Origin of the sequence: Antarctobacter sp. (assembly GCF_034670325.1) — a bacterium.
GTDB lineage: Bacteria > Pseudomonadota > Alphaproteobacteria > Rhodobacterales > Rhodobacteraceae > Antarctobacter.
The window spans coordinates 556,137-576,865 of record NZ_JAXMNR010000002.1; the positions used below are offsets into that span (position 1 = coordinate 556,137).

Annotated in this window: 22 protein-coding genes; 6 read left to right on the forward strand and 16 right to left on the reverse strand. The window is 62.6% G+C overall.

All coding sequences use genetic code 11. The features are described from left to right. Positions 1–2: 2 nt before the first annotated feature. The 4 genes from VOI21_RS07835 to VOI21_RS07850 all read right to left on the reverse strand — a co-directional run bounded on the left by VOI21_RS07835 (position 3) and on the right by VOI21_RS07850 (position 4,273). Complete coding sequence (locus VOI21_RS07835) at positions 3–2,441, reverse strand: DUF3772 domain-containing protein (protein ID WP_323769232.1); 2,439 nt, start codon at positions 2,439–2,441, stop codon at positions 3–5. After that, entirely contained in the window at positions 2,438–3,472 is a 1,035-nt protein-coding gene (locus tag VOI21_RS07840) for a cysteine synthase A (protein ID WP_323769233.1), read from the reverse strand. Before VOI21_RS07840 ends, VOI21_RS07835 begins: the two co-directional genes overlap by 4 nt. Positions 3,473–3,719: 247 nt before the next feature. Next, on the reverse strand, positions 3,720–4,115 hold the full coding sequence (locus VOI21_RS07845; RefSeq protein WP_323769234.1) for a group III truncated hemoglobin: 396 nt from the start codon (positions 4,113–4,115) through the stop codon (positions 3,720–3,722). A 2-nt stretch (positions 4,116–4,117) separates the two neighbouring features. Beyond that, complete coding sequence (locus VOI21_RS07850) at positions 4,118–4,273, reverse strand: hypothetical protein (RefSeq protein ID WP_323769235.1); 156 nt, start codon at positions 4,271–4,273, stop codon at positions 4,118–4,120. Between the two features lie 79 nt (positions 4,274–4,352). Here VOI21_RS07850 and VOI21_RS07855 point away from each other — a divergent pair, with 79 nt between their 5' ends. Further along, positions 4,353–4,781, forward strand: a complete 429-nt coding sequence (locus VOI21_RS07855; RefSeq protein WP_323769236.1) for an Rrf2 family transcriptional regulator — start codon at positions 4,353–4,355, stop codon at positions 4,779–4,781. A gap of 164 nt (positions 4,782–4,945) precedes the next feature. Here VOI21_RS07855 and VOI21_RS07860 read toward each other — a convergent pair whose 3' ends face one another. From VOI21_RS07860 to VOI21_RS07870, 3 genes are read right to left on the reverse strand one after another with little or no spacing between them, the layout of a single operon-like run. Next, positions 4,946–6,154: an NUDIX domain-containing protein gene (locus VOI21_RS07860; protein ID WP_323769237.1), complete on the reverse strand. Its 1,209-nt coding sequence runs from the start codon at positions 6,152–6,154 to the stop codon at positions 4,946–4,948. Next, positions 6,067–6,507, reverse strand: coding sequence for a TrgA family protein (locus VOI21_RS07865; RefSeq protein ID WP_323769238.1), 441 nt, complete (start codon positions 6,505–6,507; stop codon positions 6,067–6,069). Before VOI21_RS07865 ends, VOI21_RS07860 begins: the two co-directional genes overlap by 88 nt. A 3-nt stretch (positions 6,508–6,510) precedes the next feature. After that, positions 6,511–7,716, reverse strand: coding sequence for a cyclopropane-fatty-acyl-phospholipid synthase family protein (locus VOI21_RS07870; RefSeq protein ID WP_323769239.1), 1,206 nt, complete (start codon positions 7,714–7,716; stop codon positions 6,511–6,513). A 265-nt stretch (positions 7,717–7,981) separates the two neighbouring features. Here VOI21_RS07870 and VOI21_RS07875 point away from each other — a divergent pair, with 265 nt between their 5' ends. Further along, positions 7,982–8,263, forward strand: a complete 282-nt coding sequence (locus VOI21_RS07875) for a hypothetical protein (RefSeq protein WP_323769240.1) — start codon at positions 7,982–7,984, stop codon at positions 8,261–8,263. Positions 8,264–8,270: 7 nt separating this feature from the next. Here the strand turns inward: VOI21_RS07875 and VOI21_RS07880 are convergent, their stop codons facing one another. The 9 genes from VOI21_RS07880 to VOI21_RS07920 all read right to left on the reverse strand — a co-directional run bounded on the left by VOI21_RS07880 (position 8,271) and on the right by VOI21_RS07920 (position 16,787). Next, positions 8,271–9,692: a deoxyribodipyrimidine photo-lyase gene (locus tag VOI21_RS07880; RefSeq protein ID WP_323769241.1), complete on the reverse strand. Its 1,422-nt coding sequence runs from the start codon at positions 9,690–9,692 to the stop codon at positions 8,271–8,273. A gap of 66 nt (positions 9,693–9,758) precedes the next feature. Then, positions 9,759–10,958, reverse strand: a complete 1,200-nt coding sequence (locus tag VOI21_RS07885; RefSeq protein WP_323769242.1) for an aminotransferase class V-fold PLP-dependent enzyme — start codon at positions 10,956–10,958, stop codon at positions 9,759–9,761. Positions 10,959–11,097: 139 nt separating this feature from the next. After that, positions 11,098–12,807, reverse strand: coding sequence for a BCCT family transporter (locus tag VOI21_RS07890; protein WP_323769243.1), 1,710 nt, complete (start codon positions 12,805–12,807; stop codon positions 11,098–11,100). Between the two features lie 51 nt (positions 12,808–12,858). Continuing rightward, positions 12,859–13,275 (reverse strand): universal stress protein, encoded by a 417-nt coding sequence (locus VOI21_RS07895; RefSeq protein WP_323769244.1) that lies wholly within the window; start codon positions 13,273–13,275, stop codon positions 12,859–12,861. Positions 13,276–13,516: 241 nt separating this feature from the next. Further along, positions 13,517–13,933 carry an HIT family protein gene (locus VOI21_RS07900; protein WP_323769245.1) on the reverse strand — a complete coding sequence of 139 codons (417 nt, stop codon included), beginning with the start codon at positions 13,931–13,933 and terminating at the stop codon, positions 13,517–13,519. Further along, positions 13,930–14,925: an acryloyl-CoA reductase gene (acuI, locus tag VOI21_RS07905; RefSeq protein WP_323769246.1), complete on the reverse strand. Its 996-nt coding sequence runs from the start codon at positions 14,923–14,925 to the stop codon at positions 13,930–13,932. Before acuI ends, VOI21_RS07900 begins: the two co-directional genes overlap by 4 nt. Positions 14,926–15,032: 107 nt before the next feature. Continuing rightward, on the reverse strand, positions 15,033–15,551 hold the full coding sequence (locus tag VOI21_RS07910; protein WP_323769247.1) for a DinB family protein: 519 nt from the start codon (positions 15,549–15,551) through the stop codon (positions 15,033–15,035). Further along, positions 15,548–16,255, reverse strand: a complete 708-nt coding sequence (locus VOI21_RS07915) for a DUF1326 domain-containing protein (protein WP_323769248.1) — start codon at positions 16,253–16,255, stop codon at positions 15,548–15,550. Before VOI21_RS07915 ends, VOI21_RS07910 begins: the two co-directional genes overlap by 4 nt. 256 nt (positions 16,256–16,511) lie before the next feature. After that, complete coding sequence (locus tag VOI21_RS07920) at positions 16,512–16,787, reverse strand: hypothetical protein (RefSeq protein ID WP_323769249.1); 276 nt, start codon at positions 16,785–16,787, stop codon at positions 16,512–16,514. A gap of 118 nt (positions 16,788–16,905) precedes the next feature. Here VOI21_RS07920 and VOI21_RS07925 point away from each other — a divergent pair, with 118 nt between their 5' ends. The 4 genes from VOI21_RS07925 to VOI21_RS07940 all read left to right on the forward strand — a co-directional run bounded on the left by VOI21_RS07925 (position 16,906) and on the right by VOI21_RS07940 (position 20,689). After that, complete coding sequence (locus tag VOI21_RS07925) at positions 16,906–17,826, forward strand: OmpA family protein (protein WP_323769250.1); 921 nt, start codon at positions 16,906–16,908, stop codon at positions 17,824–17,826. A gap of 67 nt (positions 17,827–17,893) precedes the next feature. After that, positions 17,894–18,883: a hypothetical protein gene (locus VOI21_RS07930; RefSeq protein ID WP_323769251.1), complete on the forward strand. Its 990-nt coding sequence runs from the start codon at positions 17,894–17,896 to the stop codon at positions 18,881–18,883. Positions 18,884–18,977: 94 nt separating this feature from the next. Beyond that, positions 18,978–19,958 carry a serine protease gene (locus tag VOI21_RS07935; protein WP_323769252.1) on the forward strand — a complete coding sequence of 327 codons (981 nt, stop codon included), beginning with the start codon at positions 18,978–18,980 and terminating at the stop codon, positions 19,956–19,958. Positions 19,959–19,996: 38 nt separating this feature from the next. Beyond that, positions 19,997–20,689, forward strand: a complete 693-nt coding sequence (locus VOI21_RS07940; protein ID WP_323769253.1) for an OmpA family protein — start codon at positions 19,997–19,999, stop codon at positions 20,687–20,689. The last annotated feature ends 40 nt before the right edge of the window (positions 20,690–20,729 follow it).

Genomic DNA, 20,729 nt, shown 5'->3' on the forward strand with positions numbered 1-20,729 from the left:
GCTCAGCCCTCGTCCTCGTCGCCCACGCGCTCATCGCCCATGACAGCGGTCGACTTGCGCGGCGTGCTGCCGCTCTGCGCATTCTCACGCTCGCCATTTGTGGCGGTCCATCGGGATTCGACCGCCTCTGCCAGCAATTCGGGGTTACGCAGCCAAAGGTCGCGCTGCGCAAAGGGAATCTCGATACCTTCCTCGGTGAACCGCTCGACGATCTGGTGACGCATCTCGGTCTTGACGGCCATGCCCTGCCCAATGTCACGCAGGACCGCGCGCACGCGAAAATCCAGAGAGTCCGCGCCAAAGTTCATGAAATCCACAGCCGGTGCGGGGTTCATCAACACCATTTCATGTTCGCGCGCGATGTTCAGCAGGATGCGCTCCACCTTGCGGGTGTCCGAGCCATAGGCCACCCCCACCTCGACGATGATCCGGCCCAGCGAATTGCCACGGGTGTAGTTCGACACCGTGCCCGACACGAGGTCGGCGTTGGGGATGATCACGTCGAACCGGTCAAAGGTCTCGATCCGGGTCGAGCGCACAGAGATGTCCTTGACAATCCCGTGGGTGCCGCCCACCTCGATCCAGTCGCCCTCGCCGATGGGACGTTCGATCAGCAGGATAATCCCGGAGACAAAGTTGGACACGATGTTCTGCAGGCCAAAACCGATACCGACCGACAGCGCACCGGCGACAATGGCCAGCGACGACAGGTCCAGACCGCCCGCCGTCACCGATATGATGACCGCAAGGAAAATGCCGACGTAACCGATGCCCGACACCACCGCGTTTTGCGCGCCCTGATCCAGCTTGGTCTTGGGCAGCACAGAGGTACGCAGCGCCCCCTGCATCAGCCGCGTCAGCATGTACCCCGTGGCAAAGACCGCGATCACCACGATGATCGAAGTCGGCGAGATGCGCGTATCCCCCAGCGAGATACCTTCCTGCGCGCGCGCCCAGATCTCTGTCAGGTCCGCCACACGTGCGCCCCAGATCAACGCCAGCGCCGGCAGCGCGACCAGCGCAAGGATGAACCCCGCCAGCACCGGCAGCAGGCTTTCGGACTGGTCCGGATGCCGCCCGGTGATCAACTCGTAGAGATTGGTCATGAAGCGCTGCAGCACCATCACAAGGCCAACCAGCGCCAGCGTCGCGATGGCAGGATAGACCAGCGCCTCGCCCACCTTGAAATAGCCCACCGCGGCCATGATCGGCCCCAAGATGCCCACGACCTGAATGATCCGTCCCAGCAGCTTGGCAAAGCGCAGGCGGAAATCGCCCGGCCCCTGTTCGCGCGCCTCGTTCGACCCCACGATCGGCGCCTCGTTGCGCAAGCGGCCCATGCGGAACAACAAGAAGCCCGACAGCAACAGCACCGGGAACTGGACAACGGTCGCGGTGGCCGTCGGATAGCCGTCAAACTCGATCAGTGTCGAGACAAAGGCCTCGAGCACGTAGAGAAAGGCCAGCCCGTTCGCCAGCCGACGCGCCTTGGGCCGCTCGTCCATCGGCAGCGGCAGGGCGGCGACCTCGTTGTCGCGGTTGAACGCCTGATCCGCCAGCCAGCGGATGCCGAACATCAGCGCCGCCCAGAACGGCAGCTTGCCCAGCAACACGTTCCATTCATCCACCGCAAATCCGGTCGTCTTCAGCGCCTGCAACAGCGCCACGATCCCCAGATAGGGCAGCAGGATCTGCATCAGCGACACCAGAAAACGGAACACCCCTGTCCCGCGCCGCGTGCCGCTGCGCAGCTTTTCGACGGCGGTGCGGGCCCAGATCTGACCGCGCGCGATCAGCATGATGCCGACAATCAGGTACAGCAGCACCGCAGGCGCATTCTGCAACGCAGCCGACCGGGCAGAGCGTGAGCCCACGTTGGCGGTGATTTCATTCCACAGCGACACGAAGGTGCTGCGCAGGTTCTGCACCGCCCCCGGCCAGTGCACCGGGTTCAGCGGCGATGGCCCGAACTCCAGCAGCGCATCGGCCTGACGTTCCCGGATGATCCGGTCGATCTCACCGATGATGGCATTCGCCCGCGAATAGGCCGCCTCTGCCCTCAGGACCGGCGCGCGCTGATCGGCAAGCTGGGTGTTCAGCTCACTGCGCTGGTTCTTGATCTCGACCGACTCGGTGCCGTCTTCGGGTTCCGGTCCCAGCGCCTTGATCTGCGCCTCCAGCGTCTGGATACGCGCGGTGTTGACGCTCTGCGCGGCAAGGAATTGCTCCCGCCACGTGGCGATCTGCCCGCGCAGCGTTTCCAGCCGCTCATCCGAGGCCCGCTCGGAATCGACCATCGACTCGGCGCGCGCGGCGATGGTCTGCCACGAGGTATAATCAGGTGATGTCGCTTGTTGGGCCAGAACACTTGTGGCCCAGAGGAACAGAACGACAAGAAGGGCGGCGGCGGGCCGTAGGGCCGTGCGGAAACTCAGGGTCATGCGTCCTCGAATACGCCGGGAATGCTGGACGGCCCGCGCGACATCCACGGCGGGGTCGGCAGACCCTTGTCACGCAGGAAGTCGGGGTTGAACAGCTTGGACTGGTAACGGGTGCCATAGTCGCACAGCACCGTGACGATGGTATGGCCCGGCCCCATCTCGCGCGCCATGTGGATCGCGCCTGCGACGTTGATGCCTGTCGATCCGCCCATGCACAGGCCCTCATCGGCCAGCAGGTCAAACACGATGGGCAGCGCCTCTTCGTCGCTGGCCTGCGTCAGGTAATCGGGCTTGAAGCCTTCAAGGTTGGCGGTGATCCGCCCCTGCCCGATCCCCTCAGAGATCGAACTGCCCTCGGCTTTGGCCTCACCTTGGGTATAGAGCGTGTAAATCCCCGATCCCATCGGATCGACGATGCCGCATTTCACGCCTTTGGGCTGCAAGGCCATGCCAACACCCGCCGCCGTGCCACCCGACCCCACCGCGCAGATGAACCCGTCCACCTTGCCGCCGGTCTGCTCCCAGATTTCCGGGCCGGTCGTTTCAATATGGGCCTGACGGTTGGCCACGTTGTCAAACTGGTTCGCCCAGATCGCGCCATGCGGCTCAGACTTGGCCAGTTCGGCGGCCAGACGCCCGGAATAGCGCACGTAGTTGTTGGGGTTCTTGTAAGGCGCCGCAGGCACCAGCACCAATTCGGCACCGGCCAGCCGCAGCATGTCCTTCTTTTCCTGACTCTGGGTCTCTGGCATGACGATCACGGTCTTGAACCCCATCGACGCGCCCACCAGCGCAAGGCCGATCCCGGTGTTGCCAGCGGTGCCCTCGACGATGGTGCCGCCCGGTTCCAGCTGGCCCTTGGCGATGGCATCCTTGATGATGTACAGCGCCGCGCGATCCTTGACCGACTGGCCGGGGTTCATGAACTCTGCCTTGCCCCAAATCTCACAGCCGGTCAGTTCCGACGCCTTGCGAAGCTTGATCAGCGGCGTCTGCCCGACGGCCTGTGCGAGGTCCTGCGAATTGCGCATGACATGTCCTTTCGATCCCGGTTCCCCTTGGTTTAGGGCCGAGGTGGGGGGAACTCAAGCCGATGACGCGCGCCGCAGGGCCAGCTCCGCCTGTGCGGGTCGGCCCGGGATACGCGCCATCGCGGTCCCATTGACCGCGTCAACGCGCAAACCCGCTGCCGGGTTGCGCCGCCCGGCACATTTTTATGAAAAAAGACGTGGGGGGCCGCGACAGTTGGCAACGGCGCAGCGTCAGGCTTGGCCGAAATCAGCCCAGATCGGGCACCATCTCCGCACCGCAGGGCGACGGCAGCCCATAGCTCAGCCCGCGTCCAATCCTATGGGCCAGCGCCGACCACGACGCGGCCAGCATCGGCGGCAGTTCCTCTTGCAGAACGCTATCAAACAACGACAGCCAGATCGCGAAATGCGTGCTTTTGACGTTGCCCGCCGCGGCATGCACCTGCATCGGATTGCCGTTGTAACACCGTTCCATCAACAGGGCGTTGCGCCAGAACCGCACGATCTTGGCCTCATGCGGCGGCCAGTCGTCCACATGGGCGGCAAATACCGGCCCCAGCACCGGGTCGACGCGCACGCGGGCATAGAACCGGGCCACAACCGTTTCAATCTGCGCCACGGTGACGGGGATGCGCGGCGGCATGGTCACACCACCAGCACCCAGACCACGGCCAGACTCAGCACCAGATAGACCAGAGTGTTGACCATCCAGCGCAGCAATCCCGCCTCACCTTCCGGATCGACGCCCATTTTTTCGCAGGCCTTTGTTCCCGGCCACAGGAAGGCTTCGGAGAGAGTCATGAGATTCGCCTTATTTGGTATTTTCGATGCGCATTATCTAGCACTGTCAAATGCGCATTTCAAATGCTAAATAAAGACCATGCAACTGGACAAATTCACCGACTACGCCTTGCGGATCTTGATGACATTGGCCGTGCGGTCGCCTGACCGCGTGCCGACATCGCAGATTGCCGCACTTTTTGACCTGTCGGACCATCACCTGTCCAAGGTCGCGACACAGCTTGTGGCAGAGGGCTTTGCGCGGTCCGAACGCGGGCGCAACGGCGGGCTGACCCTTGGACGCAGCGCAGAGCTGATCCGCATCGGCGACGTGGTGCGGGCGATGAAACGCGATGATCCGGTGGCAGAGTGTTTCGGGGCCAACACCTCCTGCCTGATCCTGCCCGCCTGCGGGTTGCGAGGGCCACTGGCGCAGGCACAAGAGGCGTTTTTTGCCACGCTGGACGGATACACACTGGCCGATGTGGTCCGCCCCCACAGCGCGCTGGCGGCGCTGCTAGATGGCTGACCACGCCAGCGGCCGGGGACGCCGGGCGCGGCCATGTTCCGGTGATTCAGACCGGGACGCGCGCCTTTCCACGGACCGTCCAGACGTTACCGAAACGTAAAACCGTCTCTGTAAGCCCTTGATTTATATTGGCGGCATGGCTGTCCACACGTGGACAGCCATTCTCAGCCCGCCCGCAGCTTGTCCCGTCTCGCAGCCACCCAGTTGATCAGCAGGACCAGCGGCAGGGCATTGATCTCCCCCGTGTCCACCAGCTCCATCGCATGATCGAAAGACACCACATGGCTGCGGATATCCTCATGCTCTTCATCAAGACCGGCCAGCCCCTTGTCCCGCCCGGACAGGTCACACAGACCCACATAGGAATGATAAAACTCGGTCGTATATCCGGGCGAGGCATAGCCTCGGCAGGCCAGACGCAGCTCTTTCACGTCCACATGCGCCTCTTCCATCGCCTCGCGCAGCGCCGCCTCTTCGGGGGTCTCCCCCGCGTCGACCACACCCGCCACCGCCTCCAATATCCAAGGGGCCGGGTCGCCGCGATGGATCGGACCAAAACGCATCTGCTCGATCAGCAGCACCTTGTCCAGAACCGGATCATAGGGCAGCACCAGCGCCACATCGAAGGCGATGAAACACTCCCGCTCCAGCGGCGCGCTCCACTCGCCATCAAAGCGCCGATACCGCAGGCGGAACGGATCGATGCGGAAAAAGCCCTTGTAGGGTGTCCCGTGCACCCCCTGATAATCGACGTCTTCCATGCCGCTGGCCCGTCGCACCGTCTGCGGCGCGCCCTTGGCAGCGATCTGTCCCGCCCAGGCGCGGGCCCGAAAGAACGGCAGCATCCCCGCCACGTCCCTCGCATCATACGACCCGCGCCGGTCCATCACCTCACGCGCAGCCCCCATCGTCACGACGCCCCATCGCTCGGCCCAGTCGTCCAGCGACCACTCCTCCCCCGGACGCCAACGATCTGTCTGGGGAAAATAGACCTCTGCCGCCTGCGGCCCTTCGGCGGTCTGAACCGTCACCGAACGCAGGGCATAGACAAAGCCACCCTCGTAGAAATCCAGCGCCGCGCGATCCGCGTCGCTGAGGTCGCGCACCAGCACGCCCTCCGCCTCTGCCCCGGCACGCTCAAGGATCAGAGGAAAGGCCTGCCCGTCTGCCCAGACCACCGCATGATCGGCCAAGCGGGCGGGCAGCATGTCCGGCACCCGGCCCAACACCAACTCCAGCAGCGGCAGATGCCGCAGCGTTCCGTAGAAAAACAGGTCTGACAGGGTTACCTCCAGCGTCTGCCCGCCATCTCGACCACCAGAGCAACCGCGACGGCCCCGCCAAGCAGCGTCAGGATCAACTGCAAGTTCCACAGGATCAGCCCGTAATCGATGCTTTTCTCAAAGATCGCGGCGATCGCTTCGATGGGAGAGTCGTAGCGGCGGGCAAACGATAGGCGCACCATCTCGTTCGTACCCTGAACCAAGACCCCCACAACAACCATGGCAACCGCACTGGTGACCCCGTTGTTGATCGCCGATGTAACACCCTCACCCGCGCGCGGACCAAGGAACAGCCACCCGATCAGCACGCCGATGACTGCGTTGACGTAGTTGAAATATCCAAAGTCAACGCTGAACGGCACCAGCGGTTTGATCATGTCCGAAATGATCCAGCCCAACGCCGCAAGTCCGAGGGCGGCAAAGAGTTTGGCGGCATTGGGCATGTGTCAGGCTGGCTTTGCAATCGTGATCTGGGTCACGTCACAGTTACCGCTGTGAAAGGTCGCCGCGCAAGAGGCGAGGTAAAAATTCCACATCCGCCGGAATCGTTCGTCAAACCCCAGCGCGGAAATATCCTCCCATCGCGTGTTGAAGGTGTCATGCCAGCGGCGCAGGGTCTGCGAATAGCTCTCGCCAAATTCCAGACTGCGCACGACCTGCAGGCCCGCCTGTTCGACCTCTTGCCGCAGCACCACCGGTGAGGGCAGCATCCCGCCGGGAAAGATGTATTTCTGAATGAAATCCACCCCGCGCCGATAGACCTCCCACCGTTTGTGCTGAACGGTGATGATCTGAAGCGTTGCGGATTTGCCGGGCTTCAGCCGCTCGCGCACCGTTTCGAAGTAGACGGGCCAGTATTTCTGTCCCACCGCCTCAAACATCTCGATCGAGGCGATGCCGTCATAGCTGCCCCGCTCATCCCGGTAGTCCTGCAACTTGAAATCCACGCGGTCCGACAGCCCCGCCCGCGCAATCCGATCCTGCGCGTAGACAAATTGCTCGCGGCTGATGGTCAGCCCGGTGACGCGCAACCCCCGTTCCCGCGCCGCGTATTCCGCGAAACCGCCCCAGCCGCAGCCGATCTCCAGCACGTGATCGCCGGGCATGGCCCCCATCTGGTCAATCATCGACGCGTACTTCAGCTCTTGCGCCTTTTCGAGGCTCTCCTGCCCGGTTCCGAACAGTGCCGAAGAATAGGTCATCGAGTCGTCCAGCCACAGGCCATAGAACGCATTGCCCAGATCATAGTGGTGCGCGATGTTCTTTTTCGCCTGCCGCTTGCTGTTGGATTGCAGCCAGAACCGCAGCCGTTCCCATGCGCGCACGAGGCCGCCGCCGGGGTAGCCGTCGAACATCTCTTCATTGGCATGAACAAGGTCCAGAAACCCTATCAGGTCCGGCGTCGACCACCATTCATCCAGATAAGCCTCGCAAAACCCAAGGTCGCCTTCGCGGATCAGCCGGGCGAATATGTCATTGTTCAGCAAGTGCAATTCGGCGACGGGCCCGGCCACACGGCCCTCTGCGCGAAACACACGCCCGTCGCGCAGGACGAAATCCAGCCGCCCCCGCTGCATCCTGCGAGCAAGGTCGAAAACCCGCGTGAAATAGCGGGGCAGGTCCGCTTGGCCAATCGTGTCCGTCAGATGCATGAGTTTCTTTCAAGATGCCTGTTGTTTCCCAAAGTTTATGGCCGAAGCCCTTCGAGACAAGGATTTGTGCTTTGGATTCTGGCCAAAGTGGTGTTTTCTGGAGTCATTCCGGAGCGAAATGTTCCCTCGATGCGGGAGACGACCGATGAAAAAGCAATTAGTAGCCGTTTTTCTTTGCGCCCTTGCAACCACTGGCTGCAGCAAGGTCATGAATTTCGTGGGTGTCGAAAAAAGTAAAACCACCGCGCCAGCCGCGGCTCCTGCCATGACCCTATCCGAGCCCGTGCGTGAGGTTCAGCCCAAGGCAGTGGCTGGCGGGTCGTGGGAAAGCAATGTGGCCCGAGACATCCCCTACTTCAACATGTCGGCCTTGCCCGTCGCGGTCTACAGCGACGTGGAGTTCACCCAAAAGACCGGCACCCTCGCCCCCGGCGAAGGCGGCTACGTCGAGACCTGTTCGGACGCCAAGCCGGTATGCAAGATCGCCTATGCCGGCAACACCACCGGCTGGGTCAAGATGGACCGTATGGGCGGCGTCAGCAATTGATCGCGGTTCAGAACCCGCGGTCCTGATAAGCAGACAGGGCGCGTTTGCGTCCCTCGTCCGCGCCGACAATCGGCTCGGGGTATGGGTCCTGCGCGGATAGGTTCCAGCTGCGCGGAATGGCGTCAAAATAGCTTTGCGCGGTGTCCGTTGGTGATTTTCGCCCTTCGGCAATCCAGCGATCCACATAGTCCCGTTTGGGGTCAAACTTGTCTCGCTGGGTAATCGGGTTGAAGACTCGAAAATAGGGCGTCGCATCCGGTCCGGACCCCGCCGACCATTGCCAGCCCATCGCGTTGGACGCCGGGTCCCAATCGATCAGGCAATCCTCGAACCATCGCATGCCGATTTTCCAGTCAGTCATGAGATGCTTGGTCAGGTACGAGGCCACGATCATCCGCGCGCGATTGTGCATCCGCCCGGTGACATACATCTCACGCATCCCCGCATCGACAAACCGAATGCCCGTGCGCCCCTGTTTCCAGGCAATGACCTCTGGTCGGTCTTCATCCGTGTTCCATGGGAAAGCCTCCCATTCCTCGCGCCAGTTGCTGTCCAACAGGCGGGGCGTGTGCCACATGAGATGATAGGCGAACTCGCGCCAAACCAGTTCCTTGAGAAAGGTCTCGGCCCCTTTGCTGCCCTCTTCCATCGCGCGGCGCCCGGCGTGCCAACACTGGGCCGGGGAAATCTCGCCCAAGGCGAGGTTTTCGCTCAGGCAAGAGGTGCCGTCGGTCCAGGGCAAGTTGCGCGTGGTGTCATAGTCCTTGACCTTGTGCGCGATGAAGGCCCCCAGCCTTCCCTGTGCGGCCTCTTCGCCCAACCGGACCCAAGGGCGCACCACCTCGGCCCCGCGCCGCATTGCGGCACCCAGTTTCCAGTCCTCTAACGCCTCGCTGGCGGGCCAACAATCCGGTGCCGGGATACGCCCCGGCGCGGGCAGGGGGTCCGCGACGCCCCGGTCGCGCACGGATTTCCAGAATGGGGTGTAGACCTTGTAGAACGCGCCCTGTTTGGTCTCGACGGTCCATGGCTCGAACATCAGGTGGCCGGCAAAGCTTTGCGCCTCTATCTCTGCCTCTTTCAGGGCTGACTTCACCGCCGTGTCGCGCGCAACGCTGGCCGGGTCATAGGCGCGCATCCAGTACACGGCCCCTGCCCCGGTCTCTTCGATCAGCGTTTTTAGCACGTCCACGGCATCACCCGATCGCAGGATCAGACGAGAGCCCGCAGACTCATAACGTTCCGCCAGATGCCCGATCCCCAGACCCATCCGCCATTTCGGCGCGGCCCCCAGATCATCGACCGCCGTGTCGCGGATCATCACCGGGATCACTGGCCGACCCGATTTGCTGGCCGCACTCAGGGCGGGATGGTCGGTCAGGCGCAGGTCACGGCGGACCCAGACTAGGATTGGGGAGCGGTCGGACAAGGCGGGTTCCTTCGTGGTCTTGCCCGTCAGTCAGATAGCGCGCGCTGGCACAGGACAAGGCCCGGATCAGAGAACCCTGTCCAGCGCCTCGATCAGCTTCGTCACTTCTGCTTCAGACGTGTAGTGGACAAAGGACAGACGCAGAACGCCGCGCTGGGTGTCGATGCCCATCGCCTGCAAGGGGCGCACCGCGTAGAAATCGCTGCCTGCTGCCATGATCCCGTGTTGCGCCAGTTCCGCCGCCGCACCCGCCGCCGACCCCGGCAAAGATAGCGCCACGGTTGGCGCGCGGGTCTCTGCATCGCGTGGCCCCAGCAAACGCACGCCGTTGCGTCCTGCCACCGCGTCCAAAAGCGGCTTCAACAGACGGACCTCGTGCGCGCGCATCAGGTCATGCACCTCTCCCGCTGCGCAGCCGTGATGTGCCGCCAGTGCGTCGATGTAATCGGCCATACCCGCGCAGGCTGCCACCTGCGCATGATCCGGCCCGGCGGGCGTGAACTTTTTGGTCAGACTCGCCCCGTTGAAGAAATGCGCCTGGTTCGGCAGAACCTCGGCCAAGGCCCGGCGTACCACCATGATCCCCTGATGGGGGCCATAGGTCTTGTAGCTGGAAAACAGGTAGATATCCGGCCCCAGCCCGCCCACATCGGGAAAGCCGTGCGGCGCATAGCTGACCCCGTCGACACAGACAAAGGCCCCCGCCGCATGGGCCAGCGCCGTGATCTCAACCACCGGGTTGATCTCTCCAACCACGTTGGAGCAATGCGGAAAGCAGACCAGACGCACCTTTTCATCCAGCAGCGCCTCAAGGTCCTCGGGGTTTAGCTGACCGGTGCCGGGGTCGATCTTCCATTCGCGGATCTCGATCCCTTCTGCCTCCAGCCGCCGCCACGGGCCAGAGTTGGCCTCATGGTCCTGATTGGTGACGATGATCGCCTCACCGGGCTGCATGAATTGTTGGAACGCCCGGGCCAAGACATAGGTGTTCTGCGTGGTCGAAGGACCAAAGCTGAGTTCATCGGTGTCCACGCCCAACAGCGCCGACAGGCGACGACGGGCCTCATCCATTTCGGCCCCGGCGGCCTCACTGGCTGCAAACGGCCCGTAGGGTTGCACCTTGCGTTCGCGGTAGAACCGCGTCAGCCGGTCGATCACCGGTCCGCAGGCATAAGACCCGCCCGCGTTTTCAAAAAATGCCTGCCCCTCAAGGAACGGCTCGGAAAAGGCAGGGAACTGCGCCCGCACGAAATCGACATCCAGCATGATACCCCTCCTCCATGATCCCGGAGCCTGAGACAAAGCCCGAGGATCGGGCGGCGTCAACCCACCAGAGCACCGAAAACGGCAAAGGCCCCGACGTTTCCGCCGGGGCCTCTTTTCTGTTGCATGACCGGTGCGGCCCTCAGCGCAGCTTGCGCTCCGCCAAAAGGCCTTTCCAGATGGCATAGCACATCAACAACAGGACCAACGTGAACGGCAGACCCGTCGAGATCACCATCGCCTGAAGCGACGTCAGGCCGCCGCCGATCAGCAGCGCGATGGCCACAAGCCCCTCGAAGGTACACCAGAACACCCGCTGCGGCACCGGCGCGTCGACCTTGCCGCCCGCCGTGATCGTGTCGATCACCAATGACCCGGAATCCGACGAGGTCACAAAGAACACGATGACCAGCACGATGCCGATGGTCGAGGTGATTGCGGTGAACGGCAAGCTGTCCAGCATCGCGAACAGTGAGAGTTCGGGCACATAGCTATCGATCACGTTCGCCTTTACTGCCGAATCCGCGCCATTGGCGATCATGTCGTTGATCGCGGCACCGCCGAACACGGCCATCCAGAACACGCAGACAAGGCTGGGGATGATCAGCACGCAAATGATGAACTCGCGCACCGTGCGGCCCCGGCTGACCCGTGCAATGAACATGCCGACAAAGGGCGACCAGCTGATCCACCACGCCCAATAGAAGGCGGTCCAGCCTTCACGATAGCCGTCATCCTCACGCCCGAAGGGGTTCGACAGCGGGATGACCTCTTGGAAATAGGCCCCGATCCCCGAAAAGAACTCTCCCAGAATGGCGGTTGCACCTGCGGCGAACAGCACGAAGACCAGCAGCACCATGGCGATCACCATGTTGATTTCGGACAGCACCTTAACCCCGCCATCAAGCCCACGCAGCACCGATACAAGCGCAATCGCGGTGATGCCGATGATCAGGATGACCTGAACGGTGATGTTGTTCGGAACGCCATAGATGAACTCCAGACCGGCATTGGCCTGTTGCGCACCAAGGCCCAGTGAGGTTGCCAGACCGAACAGCGTGGCAAAGACCGCCAGCGTGTCGATTGCATGGCCCCACCAGCCCCAGACCCGGTCTCCAAGGATCGGATAAAAAGCCGAGCGTATCGAAAGCGGCAGACCCTTGTTGTAGGAAAACAGCGCCAGCGACAGCGCAACCACCGCGTAAATCGCCCAAGGGTGCAGCGCCCAGTGATAGGACGTGGCGGCCAGCGCCATCCGGCGCGCCTCTTGCACGTTTGCCTCGATCAGGGTGCCGTCTTCGGCAAAGGGCCGCACCACGCCCAGCGGTTCATCCCCCCACGGGGTGCCAAAGTAATAAGCCGGTTCCAGCACGCCAAAGAACATCAGGCCGATGCCCATGCCTGCGGCAAACAGCATCGCAAACCATCCGACATACCCGTAGTCCGGCGTGGCATCCGCGCCGCCCAGCCGAACGGAGCCCATCGGAGTCACGACCAGCAGCAGGCAGAACAGAACGAATACGTTCGCCGCCATCAGAAAGAACCAGTCGAAGGTCGATGTCAGAAAGGCTCTGAGACCGATGTCGCAGAACGCACCCGGCTCACATCCTTCAACGGCGCTGGCGTCCACGCCTGAAAAGAAGTTTCCAGCCTGCGTCGGCGCAACCAATGCGTAGATCACGAAGAGAATAACGCTCAGCGCCGAGATCACAAACACCGGATTGTGGATATCGACCGGAAATGGCCCGACCTGCGTCTCGATATTGTCCTGACCGATATCATAGTCGGTCTCGATGATGTCAGAGGCCCCCTCCGGTTCGGGGATGCCCTGATTATTTGTTTCATCGGTCATGCCTGACCCCCTGTTCGTTTGTTTTTTGCCGGTTTTCCGGCTCCCCCGCGATCACGTGCGCACGACCATGACTGAAACCTTGGCGTGGCCTGCCACCGTGCCGCCGTTCGACGGCCAGATGTAATCGGTGATGTTGGGTATATGACTTGCCATGATCACCAGATCCGCCCCGGTCTCTCCAACCGCCTTCAGCAGCGTCGGGTCCAGATCGGTCGAGGGGTCGTGGCTGGTCATGGCATGCGCCTCGGTGGCGATGCCGCTTTCGGCCCCCTTGGCCTCGGCAAAGGTTTTTAGCTTGGCGGCGAATTCCGCTGGCGAATGCGCCAACGCGCCGGGCGTCGCCGCCGCGACGCCGACATAAATGACGGTTGCGCCGTAGTGTCGTGCCAGATCGGCCGCAACGCTCAGCGCCTTTTCGAGGCGATCAGCATGTGCAAGGTCGACCGGCACCATGATCCGTTTGAACACGTCCCTCTCCTTTTCGGTTTTTTGCAGACCGAAGCGCCGGATGCACTCCGGTCCTGTGAGACAACGAACCGGAGAGGTTTTGGTTCCCCGGTTCCTTCAAGGCTAGAGCCGCTCGGCGGAAAGGCGCAAACCGATGGGTCCCTTTTTGGCCCGAAAACGACAATTTGCGCCGCAATCCTTTGCCGAGTCAATAAAACCCGGCGCTTCTCAGCGCCGGGTTCAACTCAGCCACAGGTTGAGATCAGATCAAAGCCGCGCGCAACTTGTCAGCAACCTCACCGATCCGCGCCATGTCACCGGGCTGCCCGGGCGGGCGCAGGGAAACGCCTGTCCAACGCGGCAGGATGTGGAAGTGCAGGTGAAAGACCTCCTGCCCACCCGGCCCCTCATTGAACTGCTGCACCGTGATCCCGTCCGCCTCAAGCGCCGCCATCGCTGCATTGGCCACCTTCTGCGTTGTCGCCATGACACCCGCCAGTTGCACAGGCGAGGCATCCAGAAGATTGCGGCAGGGCGTCTTGGGGATAACAAGGCAATGACCATCCGCACGCGGGAAGATATCCATGAAACACAGCGTGTCGTTGTCCTCATACACACGGGTTGCGGGGATCTCGGCGCGCAGGATCTTGGCGAAAATGTTCTTGTCGTCATACGTCATGCGTTCACGTCCACCACCACGCGGCCTTTGACCTGACCGTTGAGAATATCACGCCCCAGTTGCGGCAAGTCGGACAGGGTGGCGGGTTGGACCATGGCCTCCAGCTTGTCCATCGGCAGATCGCGCGCAATGCGCTCCCACGCGCGGACGCGGTTGGCGTAGGGCTGCATGACGCTGTCGATGCCCAGCAGATTGACGCCCCGCAGGATAAACGGCGTGATCAGCGCGCCTTCGATCACCGCACCCCCGGCCAGACCGATGGCCGCGACGGAGGTGCCGTATTTCATCTGTTTCAGCACCCGGCCCAACATCGCGCCAGCCACCGCGTCAATGCACCCCGACCAACGCTCACCCTCCAGCGGTTTGCGGGTGATTTCCGTCAACTCTTCCCGTGGGACAATCTCGGACGCGCCCAGATCGCGCAGATAGCCTTCCTGCTCGGGCCGCCCTGTCACAGCGGCGACCTCATGGCCCAACGCAGCGAGGATGGCGGTGGCGACAGAGCCCACGCCCCCCGCGGCCCCGGTCACCAGCACGGGTCCGTGTCCCGGTTCCAACCCGTGATCCTCCAGCGCCATGATCGCCAGCATGGCGGTCAGACCGGCGGTGCCCACGGCCATGGCGGCCCGCGTGTCCAGCCCCTTGGGCAAAGGCACCAGCCAGTCGGCCTTCACACGCGCCCTTTGCGCGTAGCCGCCCCAATGCGCCTCCCCCACACGCCAGCCGGTCAGAACCACCTTGTCGCCCGGTTTGTAACGGTCGTCCGAGGACGCCTCGACCGTGCCGGCAAAGTCGATGCCCGGAATATGCGGATACTTGCGGACCAGACCGCCACCCGGTCCGATGCACAGCCCGTCCTTGTAGTTCACGGTCGAATACTCGACCGCCACAGTGACCTCGGCCCCGGGCAGATCATCAAGAGCGATCTCGCGCACACTGGCAGAGGTCTTGCCGCTGTCCTCGTCCTTTTCGACTAGCAGAGCCTTGAACATGGGTGTCTCCTTTATTCCGAAACGCACTAACGCGCGTCGCCAATGGGACGGTGGGCGGGGCGCCTTTCGCCGTCAGGCGAAACAGCGTCCGTCCCCGTCCCCGTATCCTACAGCCACGGCCCTTCTTCGGGCATAAAGGCAAGATCGCTGACCGGCGCCTTGACCCCGGCGCCTGTCAACATGGCATGGATCTGGCCGCGATGGTGAGTCTGGTGGTTGAACATATGGACCACGCAAAGCGCCATGGGTTTGGACACCTCGCGCCCCACCGCACCGGAATACCAAGTCAGATCGCCGGTCAGGTCGACCGTCTTGACCCGTTCGGACCAGATCAGGATATCAGCATCCGCGCGAAACCGCGCGATCTCCCAATCCTCGCGGGTTGCGGTCAGGGTCGGGGTGTCCTCGATCCCGCCCGCAGGCCGCTGTGACCCGGTGAACCGGGACATCCAAATCAAGTCGCCCCACAGCAGGTGATTTGCGGTGCCCAGAAGCGATCCGAAAAACGCCTTGCGGTCCTGTTTCAGCGCCGCCGGGTCCAGAGACTCGAAACAGGCTTTCACTTGCCGGTTTTGCCAGGCGTTGTAGCGCGCCATGGTCAGGCAATACCCCGGCGTGATCATCATTTGCCCGGGCCTTTCCAGTCGATTGCACAGATTTCACCGGATTTGCCCGAGAAATCCCAGACACGGCCGTAGTCACGCACCTTGCTTTTCAGCCCCTTGGCCACGATCACGTCCGGCCCCATCCAGTATTTTGTGTTCTTGATCACGATGGGCTCATCCGGTGACGCCCCCTGAACCATCTCTATCTCACCCTGAATCTTGCGCCCGATATACAGCCCGCGCTTTGTGCCCTCGCGAACAATCTCGACCTTTTCGCGTTCGTGCCCGATGATCTGCGACACCAGCAAGGTGAACAACCCGGTGGTGCCACCCGCCTCTCCGGACAGGATCTTGAGCAGGCCGTTGTAGGCGCGCGGCGTGGCGCGGTCGTCGATATAGGCAGCTACCTTCCAGTCGCCTTCGGCCATCTTGCCGGGGATTTCCACCATCAGGCCCACATTGATGCCGGTCAGATCCTCGCCCTCGAAATGGCCGTCGTCGATGGCAATCGCCATCCAGGCCTTGCAGTCGCCTTCGGTCGGTTCGTGCTGCCCAAGGCTGACGACACAGGGGCAGAACACGGTGCACGAGCAGTTCAGGAACAACTCTCCCCGGATCGCCCAATCTGTCGGGCGCATCTGGCGACGTTTGGGGTTCGGCATCCGTTGGTCAATGCGTTGACTGACCGGCAGGCGGTCCGCGTCGGGGCGTCGGTTCAGGCTCATGTCATCTCCTTCACAACAGGCAGGTCGGCGTAGAGCCATCCCGGACAATATTAGATGACCTCAAGCGGATCGGCGCAAGCCGTGACTGGCCCGGCGGAGGCCCTTGGGTCCCAAGGCCAGAGTAAATGTATCGAACATGACTGATTGACCGCCCTGACCCAATGCGGCGGGGCGAATGCCTTGGTTCTGTTGAGACCACCGAAACAACCCTCGGAACCGGCCAATTTCGAGGGCGCCGAACAGTCCGCCTGCTCGTTTAACGTCTGAGATGTCGCGGACCTCTGAAAACACCCCGCACACATTTGGCCGGTTTCGTGATGACCAGATCGAGCGACTCACTTCCGCTCAGCTTTGCACCGTTGAGAATACCGGCAGAAATTTCAACCAGTGCGCGCAATTTGAAAACCAGTTTCCCGGAAAAACCCTCTTGAAATCCACTTAACAAAACACGGGTGTCGGACACGTTCCGTTCTCCAACGCCTTTGTTATCCAATAACATTCTAAATTTCCGATGTTTTTTGATCTTCGTCAATGTGTCCCCCTCGGGAATGGCAAAAGCTGAACTCATACACATCGGGTGTTCGCGGTTTGAACGTCTCACACCGTTTCAGAATGCCGGGTGTCGAACGCATTGCCGTGGGGGAGACGACATGCAGAAAATTCGAAAAAGCCTATCCATCCTGTTCGCCATAACGCTGGGCGCCATGACTTCGGCGCAGGCGCAGACCACCACCGAAACCCTGCAATTGAACACTGCAAAGGCCGACAGCGTTACCGCGATTATCAAGTCGCTGGCACCGATGGCTGGACAGACCGGGACGCCACCAGTGCAGTCCCCGCCGGTGATCGTTCATCCGCTTCCGGATGTGTTTTTGCCGCCGGTCATCGTGGGGCGTCCGACAACCATCATTATCGACCGCAGGCCGATTGTGCTGAACTACGCCTACAGCCTTGACGTGACGATCTACTTTGCCCACGACAGCGCTTTCCTTACGCCGCCTGCGCGGGCGCATCTGGATTTGATCGGGCGCGCACTGCAATCGCCGCAACTGGTGAACAACCGCTATCTGATAGCCGGTCATACCGATGCGCGCGGGCCGGAGGATTATAACACCAACCTGTCCTATCAGCGGGCTTGGGCTGTCAAACGCTACCTGATGCGTTACCACTCGATTCCGTCTTGGCGGCTTGAAGTGGTGGGTTGGGGAGAGCGCTATCCGCGCAACCCGGTCGATCCCTACGCGGCTGAAAACCGTCGTGTGGAGCTGACGCTGATTGACACCGTGCAACCGGTGATGCCGCTTCCGCAGCCGATCCCGCTGCCGCAGACCAGCGACCTGCAGCCTGTTCCGCAACCGATGCCGCAGCCCGTGCCGGTCCTGCCGCCGCAGGCGGGCAGCACCTACATCCCCGCTTTGCCGCCCTGCCCCGCAGGTGTCGTCCATCCGGACGGAACGGCGTTGGATCTGGACGACTTTTCACCCGATCCGGGAATTGACTGCGATCCCGCCCTGCCAGCTGCCGGTCGCGTCATCGTGCAGCCGGACGGTCGCATCATCGTCCTGCACTGACCTGACGGTCGCCGGATCACAGCCAATCCGGCGGCCCCCATTCAAACCCATTTAGGAGGAGTCCCAGATGAAAACCCTGTTGAAGGCCATGATGGCCGGTATCACGACCCTTGCGCTGGTGATGGCATTGTCCTTCGCCGCCGCTCCGGCCACGGCCGGTGACCAACCCAACATCCTGCCGGTGCCAGAGGACGCCGATCTGGACACGGTGCCCGGCAATTCACGCGTCTTCGAACGCGTGTTGCGCGCCATCATCACCGAAACCCAGACCATGGGCTTTCGCGTCTATGACCAGACCGGCGTGATCATGGGCTTTACCGATCCCGACCGGGTGCGCCGTTCGGACGCCGAGTTGATCGCTTTGGCCCAGCGCGTGCCAAACGTGCCAATCGACGTGATCATGCCGATCCAGATCTATGCCTCGGCTGATCCGAACCCCTACATCCCCGACGTTGTCGATCTGCGCATCCGCGTCACGGGTCGGATGCTGCACGCCCAGACCATGCAGAGCCTTGGCAATTTCGAGGTCGCGTTCGGGCCCGGCGCGGGTGAGATCCCCGTCGCCTCTCTGCCGCGCAATTGTGGCCGGGACTGCGTGCTGGAGCATGTCGGCAACGAGGCCAAGACAATCGGTGCCGAAGTGGGCCGGGTTCTGGCGATCAAGCTGGACGTGTTATCACCTGCCAGCCCGCAGCCGGTGCCGATGCCGCAACAGCCCGTTGTCGTGACACCTGTTGTTCCCCAGCCGCCGGTTGTCATGGCCCCCACGGGCTGCACCGGGCTGACCACCGCCTACACGCTGGCCTTTACCGGGTTCCAGCCGCAGGAAATGACCCTGATCGAAGGCTACCTTGCAGGGTTCAAAGGCTATGACCACCACCGCCCTGTGCGTGTGACCATGACCACCGCCGATTACTGGTATGAGACCTGCTCGGACGTGGCCCGACTGAACCGCAACCTTAGGCTGATGACAGAGGCGATGGGCATTCAGGCCCGGATCGCGATGGCGGGCAACCGCTTTGAGATCCAGAAAATCGGCCTGATGGGCAACCGCTGAGCTGACAAACGGGCCGCGCCAGTACCCGGCGCGGCCCACCCCGCCGCCACTACACCACGCCACTCAAGACACCGCTGTTGGAAGTGATCACAGGATGACACGTCAGAACCGCCTTGCACTGATCGTATCGCTGACCCTGTCGGGTGCCCTGTCGCTTAGCGGCGCAGGGGCGCAGGCCCAAGTCGCCACGTTCGACGCCGACGACTATGGCAAGACCGATCTGGTTTTTCTCGAAAGCAGCGGCAACGCCAGCGCCTATATCGCCGCGCAGGACGGCGCGTTTGAACCAATCCGCGAACTGCCGGCCGATGACCCGATCCGCCGTCTTGCACGCGCCATCGGTCGTGTCGACCTGCTGGAGAAGACCGACCGCGGCGGGCGGGAATTGGTGACCTGCACCGGCGCGATCCTGCCCGGCGGCTGGGTCCTGACCAACCACCACTGCATTCCCGAGGATGGCCCGCATAAGTTGCTCGCTGCCTCGATCCTCACCGGCTACCTGGTGCAGGGCGCCAAGGACACCCAACGCTACACCCTGTCGGTCGATCCCGCAGACTGGCATTCCGCGCTCGACTTCAGCCTTGTGCGCATGACCAATGCGCCAGCCGACATCCTGCCGCTCTTGATCGAGGACGTTGCAGTCGATCCGGGCGATCCGCTGATGGTGATCCACCACCCGTTGGGACGACCGCAGGTCATGACGCGCTTTCGCTGCTTTGCCACCGCACAACAAGAGGACGGCGCGATCCTGCGCCACCGCTGCGACACCCAGCCCGGCAGTTCCGGGTCCATCCTGTTTGACCGCGAATTGCGCGCCGTCGCCCTGCATCACTCGGGCGGTATGACCCCCAACGACACCCTCAGCTTTAACAAGAGCACGCGGATCAGCGCGATCCTGAAACAGTCCGACCTGCTGCGCGACATCACCGGCGGTCCGGCGGGCAAGGCCCCCACCAGCGCACCGCCGAAAACACCCGACGACCCCGCCGCGGCCCTGCCGCTGGAACGAAACCCCGTCGCACCGGGTGACGGCCTGTCGTCCGGCGGCATCACCGACATTCTGCGCGGCAACTGACACCCCGCGCCACACACCAAACAAGGGAGGAACCACCCATGACAATGACAGCGCCCAAATGGCTTGCCGGTCTGGGCCTAGCGCTCGTAACCGCGCTGCCGGTGCAGGCAGACCAAGCCGAGGAAATCCAGTCGATCATCAACTCGCTTGCTCCGATGCAACAGGAAAGCACCGCCCCGGCCCCAGAAGCCTCAAGGGGGGTCCAGATCGGCAACCGCACCGTCTGGGTTGTCCCGGCAAGCAGTATCGACCTGCAGGTCTTTTTTGCCCTCGACAGCTATGAGCTGACCTACCGCGCCCGCGAAGACCTTGCCGCGCTTGGACACGCGCTGGCCTCTTCGGCACTGCGCCCGCACCGCTACCTGATCGCCGGGCACACCGATGCGACCGGCGACGCCTCTTACAATCAGTGGCTGTCGGAGCGCCGCGCCGAAAGCGTCGTGCTTTATCTGGTGCGGAATTTTCCGATCGACCCGAACCGGCTGATTGCGGTGGGTTGGGGTGAAAGCCGCCTCAAGACACCCGCCACGCCCGGTGCCGCGATCAATCGCCGGGTCGAGGTTACGCTGCTTTTGCCCGCCAGCGGGGCCGAAGGTCATGCCCCCGCCCGTGCGCCCGAGGCAACCTCGGCCGCCCCGGTTGCCACACCTGACCCAGCGCCCCAGCCCGATGCGCCGCTGCCCGGCACGATGCAGACCGACAAAGACGGCAACATCACCATCACATGGTAACGCCGCATGGTTGAAACCCGCGCGGCAAGGGAGGCCCCAA